The organism is Solibaculum intestinale (genome assembly GCF_040096205.1).
In the GTDB taxonomy this organism is placed as follows: Bacteria; Bacillota; Clostridia; order Oscillospirales; family Acutalibacteraceae; genus Solibaculum_A; species Solibaculum_A intestinale.
Genome location: NZ_JBBMFD010000010.1, coordinates 13,617 through 30,002 on the forward strand (window position 1 = coordinate 13,617; position 16,386 = coordinate 30,002).

The 16,386-nt window shown below is 52.2% G+C and carries 15 protein-coding genes; 9 read left to right on the plus strand and 6 right to left on the minus strand.

Translation table 11 applies throughout. The features are described from left to right. Window positions 1-365 precede the first annotated feature (365 nt). Genes WMO26_RS07220 through WMO26_RS07230 form a run of 3 tightly spaced genes read right to left on the minus strand, consistent with a single transcriptional unit; the run spans window position 366 to window position 4,519 of the window. Window positions 366-1,037 carry a potassium channel family protein gene (locus WMO26_RS07220; protein ID WP_349219277.1) on the minus strand — a complete coding sequence of 224 codons (672 nt, stop codon included), beginning with the start codon at window positions 1,035-1,037 and terminating at the stop codon, window positions 366-368. Window positions 1,038-1,058: 21 nt separating this feature from the next. Further along, window positions 1,059-1,706, minus strand: a complete 648-nt coding sequence (locus WMO26_RS07225) for a potassium channel family protein (RefSeq protein ID WP_342680310.1) — start codon at window positions 1,704-1,706, stop codon at window positions 1,059-1,061. 5 nt (window positions 1,707-1,711) lie between these two features. Continuing rightward, window positions 1,712-4,519: a cation-translocating P-type ATPase gene (locus WMO26_RS07230; protein ID WP_349219279.1), complete on the minus strand. Its 2,808-nt coding sequence runs from the start codon at window positions 4,517-4,519 to the stop codon at window positions 1,712-1,714. Window positions 4,520-4,767: 248 nt separating this feature from the next. On the opposite strand from WMO26_RS07230, the gene WMO26_RS07235 reads away from it, so the two are divergent. Further along, entirely contained in the window at window positions 4,768-5,013 is a 246-nt protein-coding gene (locus WMO26_RS07235) for a TetR-like C-terminal domain-containing protein (protein WP_342680489.1), read from the plus strand. Here the strand turns inward: WMO26_RS07235 and WMO26_RS07240 are convergent. The 3 genes from WMO26_RS07240 to WMO26_RS07250 form a co-directional block, all read right to left on the minus strand. Further along, entirely contained in the window at window positions 4,914-5,309 is a 396-nt protein-coding gene (locus WMO26_RS07240; RefSeq protein ID WP_177940573.1) for a TnpV protein, read from the minus strand. The two genes, WMO26_RS07235 and WMO26_RS07240, sit on opposite strands and share 100 nt — an antisense overlap. Before the next feature lie 4 nt (window positions 5,310-5,313). Continuing rightward, complete coding sequence (locus WMO26_RS07245) at window positions 5,314-5,499, minus strand: hypothetical protein (RefSeq protein ID WP_342680312.1); 186 nt, start codon at window positions 5,497-5,499, stop codon at window positions 5,314-5,316. 336 nt (window positions 5,500-5,835) lie between these two features. Next, window positions 5,836-7,377, minus strand: a complete 1,542-nt coding sequence (locus WMO26_RS07250) for a recombinase family protein (RefSeq protein ID WP_349219281.1) — start codon at window positions 7,375-7,377, stop codon at window positions 5,836-5,838. A gap of 260 nt (window positions 7,378-7,637) precedes the next feature. Here WMO26_RS07250 and WMO26_RS07255 point away from each other — a divergent pair, with 260 nt between their 5' ends. The 8 genes from WMO26_RS07255 to WMO26_RS07290 all read left to right on the plus strand — a co-directional run bounded on the left by WMO26_RS07255 (window position 7,638) and on the right by WMO26_RS07290 (window position 16,333). Beyond that, on the plus strand, window positions 7,638-8,762 hold the full coding sequence (locus tag WMO26_RS07255; protein ID WP_349219283.1) for a DegT/DnrJ/EryC1/StrS family aminotransferase: 1,125 nt from the start codon (window positions 7,638-7,640) through the stop codon (window positions 8,760-8,762). Between the two features lie 77 nt (window positions 8,763-8,839). After that, the gene (locus WMO26_RS07260; RefSeq protein WP_349219285.1) at window positions 8,840-9,997 is read left to right on the plus strand and encodes a glycosyltransferase family 4 protein; all 1,158 of its coding nucleotides are present in this window, start codon (window positions 8,840-8,842) and stop codon (window positions 9,995-9,997) included. After that, on the plus strand, window positions 9,994-10,797 hold the full coding sequence (locus WMO26_RS07265) for an aldolase/citrate lyase family protein (protein ID WP_349219287.1): 804 nt from the start codon (window positions 9,994-9,996) through the stop codon (window positions 10,795-10,797). The genes WMO26_RS07260 and WMO26_RS07265 overlap by 4 nt, the downstream gene beginning before the upstream one ends. 5 nt (window positions 10,798-10,802) lie before the next feature. After that, on the plus strand, window positions 10,803-11,726 hold the full coding sequence (locus WMO26_RS07270; protein ID WP_349219289.1) for an NAD(P)-dependent oxidoreductase: 924 nt from the start codon (window positions 10,803-10,805) through the stop codon (window positions 11,724-11,726). A 3-nt stretch (window positions 11,727-11,729) separates the two neighbouring features. Beyond that, window positions 11,730-12,698, plus strand: coding sequence for a glycosyltransferase family 2 protein (locus WMO26_RS07275; protein WP_349219291.1), 969 nt, complete (start codon window positions 11,730-11,732; stop codon window positions 12,696-12,698). Window positions 12,699-12,705: 7 nt separating this feature from the next. Continuing rightward, a complete protein-coding gene (locus WMO26_RS07280; RefSeq protein ID WP_349219292.1) occupies window positions 12,706-14,025 on the plus strand; it encodes a glycosyltransferase family protein in 1,320 nt (439 codons plus the stop codon). Then, entirely contained in the window at window positions 14,009-15,070 is a 1,062-nt protein-coding gene (locus WMO26_RS07285) for an acyltransferase family protein (RefSeq protein WP_349219294.1), read from the plus strand. Before WMO26_RS07280 ends, WMO26_RS07285 begins: the two co-directional genes overlap by 17 nt. A gap of 3 nt (window positions 15,071-15,073) precedes the next feature. Beyond that, a complete protein-coding gene (locus tag WMO26_RS07290; RefSeq protein ID WP_349219295.1) occupies window positions 15,074-16,333 on the plus strand; it encodes a glycosyltransferase family 4 protein in 1,260 nt (419 codons plus the stop codon). Window positions 16,334-16,386 lie beyond the last annotated feature (53 nt).

Genomic DNA, 16,386 nt, shown 5'->3' on the forward strand with positions numbered 1-16,386 from the left:
TTCCTGAATAAGTTTTTGAATATTTTTCAAAAAAGCGGAGATACTATTTTGTTTTATGCCTTGCGTAGTGAAATAGAAACCGATTCACATTTTATAATGTCGTTAAAACCTCTAATTACAACATATAAGAATCGAAAATTAGAGATTGAAAAAGCCTGATTTCAAGCCATTTCTAAAGCATAAACTTTGAGGGATAAGGTATAAACACCTTACCCCTCCATTTTGCATTTGAAAGCGTTACAGGATCATTTCCTCCATTTTACCCTAGCCGCATCAATGCGGCTATATTCGTTCCTTCATAATCTAATTTATTGCGACTAAGAAAGAAGATCGCAGAAAATATCCCTCCGATAAAATGATGTTTTCTACTTTTTCGCACCAAATATCCGGTTCAGTTCCTCCACGGCCGCCTCGTCTGCAAAAGCCAGAATATACTGGCCGGCACGAATAACGGTTTCACCATGGGGAATAAGCATCGCATCATCTTCATAAATAGCAATCAAGAGGGCGTGCGAAGGAAGTTTGATCTCAGCGATGGTTTTATTGACATTCGGAGAATGATAGTCGACATGGATACGGACAATCGAGTAGTCGCCTTTGGACAGCCGCATCAAGGTCATAATGGACTGATAGTTCATTTCATCTGCAATCATATGACCGATCATGTCGGCCTGATTGATCTTTACATCCACACCCATACCTGCATTAAAAAGCCATGCGTTTTTGGGATTATTAACTCTCGCAATTACCTTTGGCACATCGTATTCAAATTTTGCCATCATTGCCACGGCCAAATTAGTTTCATCATTGCCCGTAGTACAAACCAAGGCGTTACATCTGCGCACTCCGGCTTTTTCCAGCAACAGAGCGTCCGTTCCATCGCCTGTCAGGACATTTTCTTTTTTTAGGCCGTTTTTCTTTAATGCCTGAAGGGCCTTTTCTTTATTTTCAATGACGATAGCATTGTTTCCGTTTTCTATTAGCAATCCAGCGATATATCCTCCGACTTGGCCGCCGCCAACAATAATCACATTCATCGTACACCGCTCCTTTCCACTTTATAATTGCAACATATCCCTGGCCCGCTCCATGCAATCTGAACAAACCGACAAATACAAGATATCGTTATATTCGCAACACATATCTCTTTCCGGCACAAAGGATCGTCCATGACGTTCTACAGCAATCAGACTTATCTTTCCTGCCACATCAAACTCGGAATACTTTTTCCCCTCCAAGCTGGCAGGAATTCGTACCTTTACAAGCTGGACATCGTTTCCCAATTTGCGAATGACACGCCAGCTTCTGTTTCCTTCAAGGTATTCCATGACATTATCCAGTCCAAGGCGGGTAATGGATACTGTATATATCCCCATGGATTCAAACATTCTCGCCCGTATAGGGTCATACATACGAGCGATAACTGTGGGAACATGAAATACATTTTTCGCAATGTTAGCAACCACTGCATTCAGCGAATCGCTGCTGGTACAGCCAATCACTACATCCGCCGAAGCAATTCCCGCCTGTTCCAACACGTCTTTGTCATATCCGACTCCGCAGATTGTTCGTCCTGTAAATTCCTCGCTCAAAGCCAGGAATGTTTCCGGGCTATTATCTATGACGATGACATCATGGTTTTTTCGTGCCAAATATTCCGACACCCGGACACCAAATTTTCCACATCCTATAACTAATGCTTTCATTGCTTTCAACTCCTTTTCGCTCGGCGTACACGCAGTAATTTCTTTCTTGCTTCCTCAATGCCAAACACAATAAATGGGATACAAATTAAGTAAAGCCACTCAATCCAGGAAATCGGCGCCGTATTGAAAATTCCGCTCAAGAACGGAATATACATCAGCGCAAGCAGAATCACTACCTCTATCACTAAGCCGGCATTGATATAATGATTACTGAACAGCTTTCTTTTAAAGACCGATTCATAATCCGTTCGGTTGTTCATGGCCATTCCCATCTGTGCGAAGACCACACCGGCCAGCATCATCGTTGTGGCCTCGGCATAACCGTGCGTCCCCTCCGCAGCCAGTGGTATACCCGGCCAGCCGTTCAGGAAGTTGGCAAGGAAATAACCACCCACAGAAAAGAGTGTGCCAAGCAGTCCATACCAGATGAATCCGACTAAAACAACATTCTTATTGAGCAACCGCTCTTTGGTGGAGCGCGGCGGTTGCTGCATCACACTTGCTTCTGCATGCTCAGCGCCCAAGCCAAGCGCAGGCACCATATCCGTACCAATATCAATGGTCAGAATTTGAAGTACAGTTAGCGGCACGGGAATCATACCGCCGGAAAGCAGATATAAAGTGGGTGCTGCGGCTTCCGGCGTATTGCTGTCGAAAATATATCGAAGAAATTTCCGGATGTTATTGTAAACCGTTCTGCCTTCTTCAATCGCCCGGACAATCGTAGCAAAGTTGTCATCGCTCAGAATCATATCGGCAGCTTCCTTGGCGACATCCGTTCCGGTAATTCCCATGGCAATACCGATATCCGCCTTTTTCAGAGCGGGAGAGTCGTTCACGCCGTCGCCTGTTACTGCGACAATGTTGCCCATCTCCTGCAAAGCGCAGACAATGCGGTATTTTTGTTCGGGCGCCATGCGGGCAAAAACAACCTCGCCTTTTAGCACTTCCTTCAGCACAGTATCATCCATCTCGGCCAGTTCCACGCCCGATATTACCCTGGCATCAGGGCTCTGGATGATGCCAATTTTGCGGGCTATACTCTCGGCAGTCAATCCATAGTCACCGGTAATCATAATGATTTTGATACCCGCACTGCGGCACAGGCGAACCGCTTCTTTTACCTCACTGCGTGGCGGATCTTGCATCGCCACAAGCCCAAGAAAGGTTAAATTCTCTTCTACATTTTCAGGAGTATATTCACGAATCGATTCAGGAAGCGTTTCATCGTCTCTGCGTAACGGACGATAGGCCACTGCCAGGACACGCAAACCATCCCGGGCGTAAGTATCATTTGCCTGCATGATGCGCTGCCGGTCTTCCTCCTTCATCGGGCGGGAAGAAGAACCATCATAACAGCGTTGGCACAGTTCCATAACCTCTTTGGGAGCACCTTTTACAAATGCGATTCGATTGCTTCCTTCAAAAGGTTCTCTGAGCTGATGGATAGTTGTCATGCGCTTTCTGCGGGAATCAAAAGGCAGCTCCATGACACGCGGAAACGTCTGATTCAGTGTATCCAGGTCAATGCCGCCTTTTTGGGCAACAACGCCAAGACACGCCTCCGTCGGGTCGCCCAGCACCGTGTAGCGTTCTTTTCCCTCCTCCGGGGGAAGCAATTTGGCGTTAGAACACAACGCAGCGCCACTGAGCAAAAGCCTTAATGCGTTGCTGTTTTGCGCCGTTACTACAATATCGCCATCCCGAATTTCCCCTTGCGGGGCATATCCCTCTCCGCTTACCGTCATTTCTGCACGCAGGTTCCACAGGTGATTGACCGTCATTTCATTCTGCGTAAGGGTACCGGTTTTATCCGAACAGATGACATTGGTACATCCCAATGTTTCTACAGAAGACAATTTCTTGACCAGTGCGTGCTCTTTAGCCATTTTCTGTACCGCTAAAGCCAAAGATAGCGTTACCGCCGGCAACAGCCCTTCCGGGATAAATGCCACGATCATTCCCAGCGCAAAAAGAAATGATTCCATCCACGGGTCTTTTACTAAAAATACCGCAATCAGGAAAAAGATAAGGCCAATACTGAAAGCAATCAAGGCGATTTGTTTAGTCAGGACATTTAGTTCCTTTTGCAAAGGCGAAAGGCTTTTTTCTGTATTTTGCGTCAGGTTTGCAATTTTCCCAAATTCACTGTCCATACCGGTTGATACAACCAGCACACGGCAGGTACCCGCCGCCGCTGACGTGCCGGAAAACACCATGTTTTCCGCTTCCAAATAACTGCATTCCTGTTGTAAAGCATCGCTGCTTTTACGGATAGGATTGCTCTCTCCGGTAAGCGTTGACTGGTCGGCACGGAAATCATTGCTTTGAAGAATTCGGGCGTCGGCGCTGATGCGGTCGCCTTCTTCCAGAACCATAATGTCTCCGGGGACAATTTCTGTTGCCAGTATTTTTTTCTCTTCGCCATCCCGGATTACTCGAGCGTAAGCGGGCAGCATCTTTTGCAGGGCGTTGGTCGCCTTTTCCGCCTTAAATTCCTGAAAAAAGGAGAAAAGGCCATTGATCAGATTGACGCAGAAAATGGCAATCCCCAACTCTAATGCGCCGGAAAGTATTGCCATAACGCCGCCGGCCCACAAAAGCAATGCCATCAAGCTAGTAAAGTTTGCCAAAAACTTTTTCAGCATGCTGGTCTGCTTCTTTTGCGCTAATTCATTTTTTCCGTATTGTTCTAAGCGCTTGTCCGCTTCCTCTTGCGAGAGGCCCCGCATATTGGAACCCATCAGGTGACAGGCTTCCGCTGGACTTGTGAAAAGTATTTTTTCTTTTATGTCTGGAGTTTGGCTGTCCATATCGCTTTCACCATAATTCCCTTCATATTGTAAAAAAATGATTCCGGTAATTTGTCCGGAGCCTTGCTAATCAAGAAGACAAACATCCATAAATATAACGTGATCTTGTCGTTCCCAATAAAAAGTGCAATATAATATGGCTCTATTAGGAAATAAAAATACCAATTCTAATCTTTTTTAGTATAAAATCATGAGGAGAAAAAGTCAAGTTAATCCCTTAAGAATTCACAGTTTTTTTACTTTATATAATCCGTGACTTTGTCAAACAAAATCGGAAACACAATAAAGACATACGGCTGGATTTTCTTATCAATCATGTTTCCGGTAACTTTGTAGAAATGGTTTTATGGTGGATAAAAAGTTGTATGAAGCAGACGCCAGCAGAATTAGACCGCTATTTTAGTGCGGTCATTTGTCCAAAAATAATCACTTGGTTGACAATTTCTGTTGCACAAATTCGAATGTTATTTATCTGTCCAACCCACTCCATTTGATTTTCCGCCTTTAGCCGCTCGGTCACACCCTCGTGCTCTGCCATCTGCTTTACCAACCGAAGAAACATATTCTCTGCCCGCTCATCAATATCAACAAGATAGCTATTCAGTTTGCCGCTTGTGAGAAGATTAGCGTATGTAATCCTATGGCATTCTTTCAGATACCGTAAATGCCGTTGCCCCCATACTCCAATAGGTCTTGTTTCTTTTTCGGTGGGTAAGACGAGATTTGGCAAATAGCAATCGCCTTGCTGAGTATATGTGCCGCCCATCTGCTCAAATATTGTTTTTTCCATAACCTTAAACCTCCGCCATCTTTATCTTGAATTTCTTAATAGGTGCGTTGACTACTTTGATTAGAACATCATCTACTGCGTCCGTATATCTGTCTTGTGCAAGTAATTTGTTCCGCAGCGCATTAAGAGCATTTAGAATAATTCTCCGTTCACTTTCATCAATCGCTATGTAATATTTTTGATTTCGCATATCTGCTTACCTCCCTCGCCTACATTGTAGCAAGGAAGTTTTTGCTTGACGAATGTGCGATTTTATTTTTGAACATAAAGAAAGACAGCGTAAAAAGCATTTTTGCCTTCTACGCTGTCTCTTGCCTTTGCTATTGCCCGTAAAGTATATTTCAATGTTGTTTTAAATTACTGCCTTATGTGGCGTTAGCATTTGGAAACCCCTGTTTTGGAGGGAAGCCGGTGCGACCCGCAAAATCGCGGCTGCACCCCCCCTTCACTCCAAAACGCAATCAGGCGGCATAGGCCAGCCCGTCCCCGGTGCTGATCTATGCCGCCTACTTGCCTGTATGGGCGCTTACTGTATCGCCCATATCAACCGTTCTAATTTATCACTTCTGTATGTATGGTTGTGTGGATTGGGAACGGTTTGGTCTGCAAAAGAAGAAAGATGCACCGTCACCTGCCCGTCCGCCTCCACTATAATGGCGTCCACCGTTTCTCTAAGCAGGGCGTTGGTCAGGGTTTCCCCCCGAAGGAGCAGGGCGGGCGCAAAGGCGGAAAGGGGAGGGGTTTCCTCTCCTTGGGGACATGCTGCCAAGCGCTGGTTCACTTTGGCAAGCTCCTCCTGGACCCGGGCGAGCTTGTCTCTGAGCTCTTCCATTTCAATTAAGTCGTTTTCGTATAAGGTAAGGAGTTTTTCCCGGCTGCGCGCGAGCCGCGTTGCTTCCCTTTGCTCCGCTTCCCGGTCCATCCCTCCCGAACCGCTTGCACAAAGCCGGAGATACTCCTGCCGGATGCGTTCTGCCGTGCCCGGGACGGCTTGCAGAAAGGAAAGAAGGTAGCCCGCAATCCCCTGCAAAAGCGCTCCTTCGTCCACTGCGGCGGTGTTCGGGCAGCTTTTTGCCCCGTCGCCGTTTCGTTTGGCGCAGACCCAGCGTACATAGGTGTTCTGATAGGTGCGGCTTAAGCGCCGGAAGGACCGGCCGCACACCCCGCAGGTGAGCAGTGTGCTCAAGGGATGGGCGCTGTTTTGCCGCCGCCCCGCCTCCAGCTGCCTCGCCCGCCGCCCGGCCGCCGCCTTCTGGGCCAGGAGAAAGACCTCGTCCTCCACAATGCGAAGCTTCGGACGATCGGCCACCAACCACTCGGCCGGGTCCCGGCCCCGCCGCTGGCCGGTGAGAAAATCGGCCACCTCCTCCTTGCCGTTTAGCACCCGCCCGGTGTATAAGGGGTTTTTCAGAATCCGGGACACGGCCGTTTGGCTGAAGGCGCAGCCCCGCTTGGTGCGGGCCCCCTGGGCGTTGAGCAAAGCCGCAATTCTTCCCGCGCCGTACCCTTCCTGGGTGTACAGAGAAAAAATGCGCCGTACCACCGCGGCCTCGGCCGGGTTGACTGCCAGATCAAAATACTCCCCGTTTTTCTTGTCGTAGCCGTAAACCAGGTTCGGTACCCGTCCTTTCTCCGCGTTGAGCCGCTTACCGAACTTGACACGCTTGGAGGTGTTCGCACTTTCCTCCTGGGCCAGCGCCCCGAACACCGTCAGAACAAACTCGGAGTTGCCCAGTACCGTCTGGCTGGAAGTCAGGAAAAACGTGTCGATCCCCATGGCTTTGAGGGCCCGCGTGCTTTGCAGCAGATCCACCGTGTTGCGGGCGAAGCGGCTGATGTCCTTGACCGCCACCAGGTCGAAGGCTCCCGTCTTCGCGTCCTGCAGCAAACGCAGAAACGCCCGCCGGTTTTTGGTTTTCGTACCGGAAATTCCTTCGTCCGCATAGATGTCCACTAGGGTATGCCCGTTTTTGCGGGCGAATTCTTCAAAAAACGCCTTCTGCGCCTGCAGGCTGTTGAGCTGGTCCTCCTTATCGGTGGAAACCCGGCAGTATGCGGCCACGCGCATGTCATCCCCCTCCCTTCGCTTAAGTACGGAGACAGCAGTCTCTGGGACATGCCTATGCGCTGCCCGGTCCGGTTATGTAGGACAGGCGAAAGCCCTGCGAAAGAGCGGACGCTGGTGAAAAAAGAAAAAAGGAAGGGAGTTTTGGCAATACCAGGAAGAAAAGGCCGAGTTAGCGTTGACTTATTCAGCAGAAAAATCTATAATAAAAAAGAATATAGTCAAAAAAACCGTTGGAAACCGGTATAGATAAGAGGAATGGTATGAGCAAGCGAATTTATTTATCTTCTCCCACTATGCACGGAGAGGAACAGCGTTATATCAAAGAGGCGTTTGACACCAATTGGGTGGCACCGCTGGGTACCAATGTAAACGAATTCGAAAAGGAACTGGCGTCTTATGTGGGGGTGGGCCACGCGGCTGCGCTGAGCGCGGGGACCGCTGCGCTCCACCTGGCCATGAAACTGGCGGGCGTCACCGACGGGGACGTGGTCTTTTGCTCGGATTTGACCTTTGCCGCCACGGTAAATCCGGTTTCCTACGAAAAGGGCGTGCAGGTCTTTCTCGACAGTGAGGAAGAAAGCTGGAATATGGACCCGCGGGCCCTAGAAAAAGCGTTTGAAAAATACCCGAACCCCAAGGCGGTCGTGCTGGTCAACCTGTACGGGACCCCTGCCAAGCTGGATGCAATCAAAGACATTTGCAGCGCCCATCAGGTCCCCTTGATTGAAGACGCGGCGGAGAGTCTGGGTGCCGTTTACCACGGCAAGCAGACCGGAACCTTTGGAACGTTCGGTGTTTTTTCGTTTAACGGCAATAAAATCATCACCACCTCCGGCGGAGGGATGCTGGTGTCCGACGACGCAGCGGCCATCGAAAAGGCCCGGTTCTGGGCCACCCAGTCGAGAGACCCGGCCCGCCATTACCAGCACAGCGAGATCGGCTATAATTACCGCATGTCCAACATTGTCGCGGGCATTGGCCGGGGGCAGCTCAAGGCGCTCGACCTGCACATCCAGAAGAAAAAAGCCATTTACGAGACGTATCAGAAGGAATTCGCCTCCATCCCGGAAATCCGTATGAACCCCTACCTGCCCGGTTCCGCGCCCAACTTCTGGCTCTCCTGCATGACCATCGACCCCGCCTCTAAGGTGACTCCCTTAGATGTGATGGTGGCGCTGGAACAGGAGAACATCGAATCCCGTCCCATCTGGAAGCCGATGCATATGCAGCCGGTGTTTGCAACGCACGACTTTATTCAGGTGGCCGACGGGGTCCCGGTGAGCGAACGGATTTTTGAACGGGGCGTCTGCCTGCCCTCCGACGTGAAGAACACTGAAGAGGACATGGAAAGAATCATCGGGATCGTCAAGGGCCTTTTCGCTTAAGAAAAAACCAATTGTGCACCCCGGAGAAAAGAAACGCGGCTTTTCTCCAGATTTCGATCCCATTTAGGAGCGTGTCCATGAAAAAACTCTGCATCATTACCACTGTGTCCATGACGCTGGAATCCTTTGTACTCGACGGTGTCAAGGCGCTGCACGAAACCCATCCGGACTGGGAGATTACCTTTGTCTGCAGCCACAACGAGCGGTTTGCGACGTCCCTTCCGTCCTACATCCGGTTTTTTCCCATCAAAATGGAACGGGGCGTGAGCCTGTCGGGTCTGGCGGCGGTTTCCCAGATGAAAAAGCTCTTTGGCAGGGAACGGTTCGACCTGGTTCAGTACGCCACGCCCAACGCCTCTTTGTACGCTTCCATCGCGGCCAAGCGAAAAAAGGTCCCGGTACGGCTTTACTGCCAGTGGGGCATCCGGTATGTGGGTTTTGAGGGATTTGGCCGCCGGGTCTTCAAAAGCCTGGAAAAGACTGTCTGCCGCAATTCCACCCATATCCGGGCGGTCAGCTTCTTAAACAAGCAGTTTGCAGTGGAGGAAGGCCTCTACCCGGAGGATAAGGCGGTGGTGCTCGGTCAAGGCGGAACCATCGGCGTGGATTTGGAGGAGTATATTCTTGCTCCGAAAAAGGAATGGCGGACGAAAATCCGCAGTGCCTGCCGGCTGGGAGACGGCGTGGTGTTCGGCTTTGTAGGCCGCATCTCCAGGGATAAGGGGAGCGAAGAACTTTTGCGTGCGTTTCGCTCCATTCACGGGCTCGACCCCACCACAAAGCTGCTGATGGTAGGAACCTTTGAGGCGGACGAGAGCATGGATCAGGAGCTGCTCGACTGGGCGAAAAGCTGCCCGGACGTGGTGTTTACCGGCCGGGTGGACAAGCATGACCTGCGCGAGTATTACGCGGCCATGGACGTATATGTGCATCCCTCCTACCGGGAAGGCTTCGGCATGGTGCTGCAGGAGGCGGCTGCCATGGAATGCGCCATTGTCACCACCGACATTCCCGGCGCGTCGGAGGTAATGGAGGAAGGAATTTCCTGCTTGCTGGCAAAACCCAGAGACAGCGAAAGCTTACAAAACCAGATGACGGCCTTCTTAAAGGATCCCCGTCTGCGCGAACGTTATGGAACACAGGCCCGGCTTCGGGTGGAAACTTATTTCGACCGCAGGCGGATGATCGAAGAACAGTGCAGGGAATACGAAAGATTGCTGGAGGAAACGACATGATGAAATTGATGCTGCTGACGGCGGACCCCGCGTTCGCCGCACAGGCGCAGGACGCCGGGGTAGACCGGATTTTTCTCGATTTGGAATACATCAATAAGATTGAGCGGCAGATGGGGCGCAACACGGTCATTTCCCACAACTCGGTGGACGACGTGGCGAAGCTGCGCCGGGTTCTTGACCGGTCCGACCTGCTGGTGCGGGTCAACCCCATCAATCCCAGCTTGAAAGCGGAAGTGGACCGGGTGATTGCCGATGGGGCGGACATTGTCATGCTCCCTATGGTCATTGACGCGGACGACGCCCAGCGGTTTGTCGAAATGGTGGGTGGCCGGGCCAAAGTTTGCCTGCTGCTGGAAACCTCCCAGGCACTTGTGCGCATGGATGATTTCCTGGAAATGGGGGGGGTGGATGAAATTTACATAGGCCTCAATGACTTACACATCAGCCTGGGCCTCAAGTTCATGTTTGAGACCTTGAGCGGCGGGATTGTGGAATATATGGCAAAGAAAGCAAAGGCTAGGAACATTCCCTTCGGCTTCGGCGGTATCGCGAAGATCGGGGAAGGCATGCTTCCTGCCGACTATATCTTAGGCGAGCATTACCGCATCGGCTCCACCAGCGCCATCTTGTCGCGGACCTTCCGCAACGAAACCGGCGGCGCCCATGATCCTCTCGACCTGAAAACGGAGATCGAAAAGATCCGCAGCCGAGAACGGGAAATTGCATCCTGGACGCCGGAGCAGTTTGAGGAAAACCGGATTTTCGTGCGCAACTGCGTCAATAAAATTGTGAACGGGTGAAAAGCATGTTCGTTTTAAGTGAGATTGATCTGCCGGGAGCGGGGCCGGAGCTTACCATAGAGAAGATCACCCGCAAGGAACTGGCGTCCTACGGTCAAAAGGCCCGGGTGGAGGCCATCGTGGGCAGCCGGGCCATGGCCATCGACGCGGCGTCCATGGAGCTGCCGGCGCTGAAATTCGTGCAGCTGACCAGCGCCGGGTTCGACGGGGTGCCGCTGGAGGAATACGCGGCCAAAAAGGTCCTGGTGGCCAACGCCGGCACTGTATACAGCGCGCCCATTGCGGAAACGGTGGTGTACGGCATGCTTCAGATGGCAAAGCGATACCGCAAAAACCCCAATTCCCACCGGCTGCGCCTGACCCGGGGCTACCGGTATCTTACCGAGCTTGCGGGCAAAACGGCGGTGATTTTGGGCGCGGGCAGCATCGGCACCGAGGTGGCAAAGCGGCTTTTGGGCTTTGGAATGACCATCTGGGGATATGACCCCTATTGCTCCGAAAAGCCGGAATACGAGAACCTGTTCCGAGACCTTTCCTCTCTGAAGAAGGCCTTGCCCCAGGCGGATTTCGTCATATCCACCCTGCCGGACAACGAGGAAACGAGAGGCATGATTGACGAAGCGTTTCTAAGCTGCCTTGGGCCGCAGGCGGTTTTCGTCAACGTGGGGCGCAAGGCGGTGATCCGGCAGGAGGACCTGTATGCGGCCCTGAAAAGCGGACGGCTGGGCGGCGCGGTGCTCGACATGTTCGAGGTGTTTCCAAACCCGGTTACCAATCGGTTCCGCCGGTTAAAGAACACCATCGTCCTGCCGGGAGTGGCCGCCATCTCCCGGGAGTCCCAGCAGAGGAGAAACGATCACATTCTCAAGAACCTGACCCTGGCCGGGCGTGGGGAAGAACCCGCCTATCTCATCAACAAGGAGAAGTGACCGATGTTTTTCAGTGTGATCATTCCGGTCTATAACGCCCAGGGCTATCTTCCCGCCTGTGTGGACAGCGTGCTCCAACAGGAATTCGCGGATTTTGAGGTGATCCTGGTAGACGACGGTTCCACCGACCAGAGCGGCGCCCTCTGCGACCGGTATGCTATGGGGGACCGGCGCGTAAACGTGCTGCACAAGGAAAACGGGGGCCAGTCCACCGCCCGAAACCTGGGGCTTCGTGCGGCAAAGGGGGACTATGTGGTCTTTCTCGACAGCGACGATTTTATCACCACACCTCGGTTTTTCACCGACCTTCATGAAAAGGCGGAGAAAGCCCCGGATCTGATTTTGTATAAATACCAGAAATATTTTGAGGACAAGGGTCTTCTGGACTGCGCGTTTTCCTTTGCCGGCATCCCGGACTTTCAAAAGCAGGAGGACACCATCCTCGAGCTGGTCAAACGGGACGCTTTTTTCTGCTCCGCCTGGAGCAAAAGCGTCAAGCGCAGCCTTTTGCAGGAACACCGGTTTTATTTTGACGAAACCCTTTCCTGCGAGGACATGGACTGGTATTACCAGGTCCTATCCAAAGGGACGCGCATCGCTCTGCTGGACCAGTCCTATATTGCCTACCGCCAGCGTCCGGGCTCGGTGACGGCGGTAGTGAAGGAAAAGACCATCGGGGATTTTATCCGGGTGCTGCAAACCTGGTCGGGCAGGTTTCAAAAGGAGCTGACGGGAGAACGCCAGCGGGTCATGCTCCAGTCCATGACCAAGCTCTATTGCAACCTGCTGGTGGCATTTGTACGATACCAGGGGGAGAACCGGAAGGAATACCGGGAAAAAATCAAAGCGTTGGCCTTTTTATTTCAGTATAACGAAAATGCCCGCGCCGGGAAGTTTGCGAAAATCTATCGTTTGGCCGGCTTCGGGGGCCTGCTGTGGTTTTTGAAGCTTGCCGACCGCGTGAGAGGATAGAAAAAACATGACAAACCCATTGCCAAAGGTACTGGTTGCCTCCACCAACGCCTGGAGGGACAATACGGGAATCAGTACGCTCATCGAACTGTTCAAGGTCTGGGACCCGGACCGTCTCGCCCAGGTGTATACCCGCTCGGCCCTGCCCAAAACGGCCGTCTGCCGCCGTTTTTTTCAGATTTCGGAAAGCGCGGTGGTGCGCAGCCTTCTGCGCAGGAGTACCGTCACCGGGAAACAGGTGGAAAACGAGACCGGGGCGGTAGACGAACAGGCGAAAAAAGAGCAGGCTGCTGAACAGCGTCTGTACGGAAAAGCCCGCAAAAAGCAGTCCTGGTTTCTCAGCTGCTGCCGGGAGCTGGTATGGAAGTTCGGAACATGGAAAACCCCGCAGCTGGACGCGTTTGTGAAGGACTTTTCGCCGGACGTGCTGTTTTTGCCCATTTATCCTACTGTTTACATGGGCCGGCTGCAAAACCATCTTTTGAAAACAACGGGAAAGCCCGCCGTCTGTTATTTAGCCGACGATAACTATACCTATAAACCCTGCGGGAAAAACGTGTTTGCCTATGTGCACCGGTTTTTCCTGCGCCGGCAGGTCAGGCGGGTGGTGGAGCGGTGCGAGAAGATGTTCGTCATCGCGCCCAAGCAGAAAGAGGAATACGACCGGATTTTCGGAGTAGACAGCATTTTGCTGACCAAGGGGATTGATTTTACAAAGGTGAACTTCGAGCCCCACAAGCTGTCCGATCCCATCCGCATGGTTTATACCGGCAAGCTGATCATCGGCCGATGGCGGTCGCTGGCAGCCATTGCCGAGGCGCTGGGTGCTATCAACAAAGACAAAGCCCGGATGACCCTGGACATTTATACCACCGATTCGCTCACTCCCCAGCAGGAGCGGGCGCTCAACAAAAACGGCTGCGCCGTGCGGGGTGCGTTGTCCTTAAGCGAGGTTATGGAGGTGCAGCGCCAGGCGGATATCCTTGTTTTTGTGGAAAGCCTGGACCCTAAGGAATGCATGAGCGCCCGACTTTCCTTTTCCACGAAAATCACCGATTATCTCAAAAGCGGGAAATGCATTTTCGCCGTGGGTGTTGCAGAAATTGCGCCCATTGACTATTTTTTGCGGGAAGGTTCGGCCTGTGTCGCCTCCAGCAGAGAGGAAATCGGTCAAAAGCTGCAGGCCTTATGCGCCCACCCGGAGCAAATTCTTGAATATGGCCGCCTTGCCTTCCAGTGCGGGGAACGAAACCACGCCCAGGAAAAGGTAGCCCGAACACTCACCGAGACCATTACAGAGGTAAGCCGCCATGCAAACCATCACTAGAAATGTCTACCATTCCCTGGATGTGGCGAAATTCGTCTGCGCGCTGCTCATTATCTCCGCGCATTTCGCCAGCGAACAGGGCCATTTTCCCACACTCATCGACTACGGCTTTTCCATCTATATCATCGCCGTCCCCTTTTTCTTCTGCTGCAGCGGCTTTTTGTTTTTTGATAAGCTGTCCCGTCTGGCGGAGCCGGCGGACCGCAAGGCATATTTCGTCAAGTATATCAAGCGCATCCTGCTCATGTACCTGGTCTGGAGCGCCATCTATTTCGTTTTTGTGGCTGCTGGCTGGATCATCAAAGGTGTGAGCGTACAGGAGGTGCTAAGCTACCTGCATACCTCCCTGCTTTTCTCCACCTACGCCACCATCTGGTTTTTGCCCGCTCTGGCGGTGGGAGTGGCCATGGTGTATGTTCTGCAAAAGGTTATGTCCATCGAATGGGTTTTTGTGATCTCCATTCTCTTTTACGTGATCGGCGCCTTCGGCTACTCCTATGCGCCCGCGCTGGACGGGGTTCCCGCCTTGCGGGAGGCCTACCGGGTCTATGACGCCATTTTCATTTCCAGCCGAAACGGGGTATTTCACGGCTTTCCGCTGATCGCTATGGGAGCGCTGGTTGCAAAGCAGCGAAACGCCGTCCCGGAAAAGAGAAAAAGAGGGGTCTTCTATCTGATGGGCGTCCTGATTTTCGGCGTCGGCGTGGTGGGGGAAGCCTTCTGGGTCAAGCAGCAGTTCAACCCCACCGGAATGGATACCATCTTTCTACTGTTGCCTTTCACCTATTTTTTGATACAATGGTTGCTGACGGTTCCGTTAAAGGACCGCAAGATTTACACTCTGATGCGAAATACCAGCCTGCTGATGTTTGTCAGCCAGCGTCTGTTCCTGTCCGCCCTGCCCTCGGTGTTTCCGGCGGCATTCCAGGCGCTGTGGAGCAACTCCTATGCGGGCCTTTTTCTGACGCTGGCGCTGGTGACGGGTTTCTCGGTGCTGATCGTCAAGCTGACCCCGCGGCTGAAATTTTTGAAGGTGCTGTGGTAATCTATGAAGAACAACGTCTTATTTGTCACCGGCTGCTATCCCAAGGATACCGACGAATTTGTTGCCGATTCCAAGGTCATGCCCCAGAACGCCGCGAACGTGCTGTCCTGGCGCTTGATTGAAGGATTTGACGCGAATATCCCAGGCCGCCTGACGGTGCTCACCTGCCCGTTCATCGGCTACTATCCCAACATGTACAGAAAGCTTTGGATCCGCAGCCGCAAATGGGCCCACGACGGCGAGTGCCCCACCGATACCCTGCTGGGCTTTCTCAACCTCAAGGGCCTGGAAACCTACATCAAAAGCGTTCGCATCTACCGGTTTGCAAAAAGGTGGTACAAGCAGGCGCAGGAGAACCGCAATCTGCTCTTTTACAGCCACTATGCCGGGTTTATGCGGGCGGCGGGGAAGCTCAAGAAAAGGCTGCCCGACCTTGCCTTAACCTGCCTGGTCACCGATATGAACGAGCTCGACGAGCGCAAGGATCTGCAGGGACTCAAAGGTAAGCTGAAAGGCCTGCCCCGCAAAATCATGATCGACACCACTTATAAAAACCTCAAATACATCGATTCTTTTGTGCTGCTGGCGGACAAGATGAAAGAGCCGCTCCGGGTGGGAGACCGTCCCTATGTGGTGGTGGAAGGAATCGCCAACACCCAGCTTGCCAAGGAAGGAGCCGCCCCTGCCAGTGGAGACCGCTTTCCCAAAGAGGAAAATGAATTTCGCGTGGTGTACACCGGTACCCTGCACAAACGGTACGGCTCGGTGATGCTCACCGAGGCATTCTCCCGGATTTCGGACAAAACCGTCCACCTGTACCTGTGCGGCGACGGGGACGGGCGGGAGGAGGTCAAGGCCAACGCGCAGAAGAATCCCAACGTCCACTACCTGGGGGTTTTAAAGCACGAGGACGCCATCCGCTTGCAGGCGAGCGCCGATCTGCTGGTGAATTCCATGCCGGAATTCGGCATCCACACCGCTCTTTCCTTCCCGTCGAAAACCATGGAATATATGATTTTAGGCAAACCGGTGGCCTGCTTCAAGGTGCGGGGAATCCCCGACGAGTACGACGTCTATCTGGACTATTTTGAAGAAGAAACGCCGCAGGCCATGGCCAAAAAAATCGAAGAGCTTAAGGGAAAAGGCCGGGAGGTTCTCGCGCAGATGGGAAAAAAGAACCAGGAATTTGTCCTTGCCCATAAGAATCCCAAAACCCAAGTGGCAAAAATTCTGGATATGTGGGGCGTTTCTCACAGCCAATGAATGCCGCTGCCCCAGAAAGGAACAATAGAAGGGTCTGTACCGGAGAGGAAACC

Excerpts from the sequence above, each read along its gene's own strand:
- WMO26_RS07220 (WP_349219277.1), bottom strand. The coding sequence starts at position 1,037 with ATGAATGTGATTATTGTTGGCGGCGGCCAAGTCGGAGGATATATCGCT.
- WMO26_RS07225 (WP_342680310.1), bottom strand. The coding sequence starts at position 1,706 with ATGAAAGCATTAGTTATAGGATGTGGAAAATTTGGTGTCCGGGTGTCG.
- WMO26_RS07230 (WP_349219279.1), bottom strand. The coding sequence starts at position 4,519 with ATGGACAGCCAAACTCCAGACATAAAAGAAAAAATACTTTTCACAAGT.
- WMO26_RS07240 (WP_177940573.1), bottom strand. The coding sequence starts at position 5,309 with ATGGAAAAAACAATATTTGAGCAGATGGGCGGCACATATACTCAGCAA.
- WMO26_RS07245 (WP_342680312.1), bottom strand. The coding sequence starts at position 5,499 with ATGCGAAATCAAAAATATTACATAGCGATTGATGAAAGTGAACGGAGA.
- WMO26_RS07250 (WP_349219281.1), bottom strand. The coding sequence starts at position 7,377 with ATGCGCGTGGCCGCATACTGCCGGGTTTCCACCGATAAGGAGGACCAG.
- WMO26_RS07255 (WP_349219283.1), top strand. The coding sequence starts at position 7,638 with ATGAGCAAGCGAATTTATTTATCTTCTCCCACTATGCACGGAGAGGAA.
- WMO26_RS07260 (WP_349219285.1), top strand. The coding sequence starts at position 8,840 with ATGAAAAAACTCTGCATCATTACCACTGTGTCCATGACGCTGGAATCC.
- WMO26_RS07265 (WP_349219287.1), top strand. The coding sequence starts at position 9,994 with ATGATGAAATTGATGCTGCTGACGGCGGACCCCGCGTTCGCCGCACAG.
- WMO26_RS07270 (WP_349219289.1), top strand. The coding sequence starts at position 10,803 with ATGTTCGTTTTAAGTGAGATTGATCTGCCGGGAGCGGGGCCGGAGCTT.
- WMO26_RS07275 (WP_349219291.1), top strand. The coding sequence starts at position 11,730 with ATGTTTTTCAGTGTGATCATTCCGGTCTATAACGCCCAGGGCTATCTT.
- WMO26_RS07280 (WP_349219292.1), top strand. The coding sequence starts at position 12,706 with ATGACAAACCCATTGCCAAAGGTACTGGTTGCCTCCACCAACGCCTGG.
- WMO26_RS07285 (WP_349219294.1), top strand. The coding sequence starts at position 14,009 with ATGCAAACCATCACTAGAAATGTCTACCATTCCCTGGATGTGGCGAAA.
- WMO26_RS07290 (WP_349219295.1), top strand. The coding sequence starts at position 15,074 with ATGAAGAACAACGTCTTATTTGTCACCGGCTGCTATCCCAAGGATACC.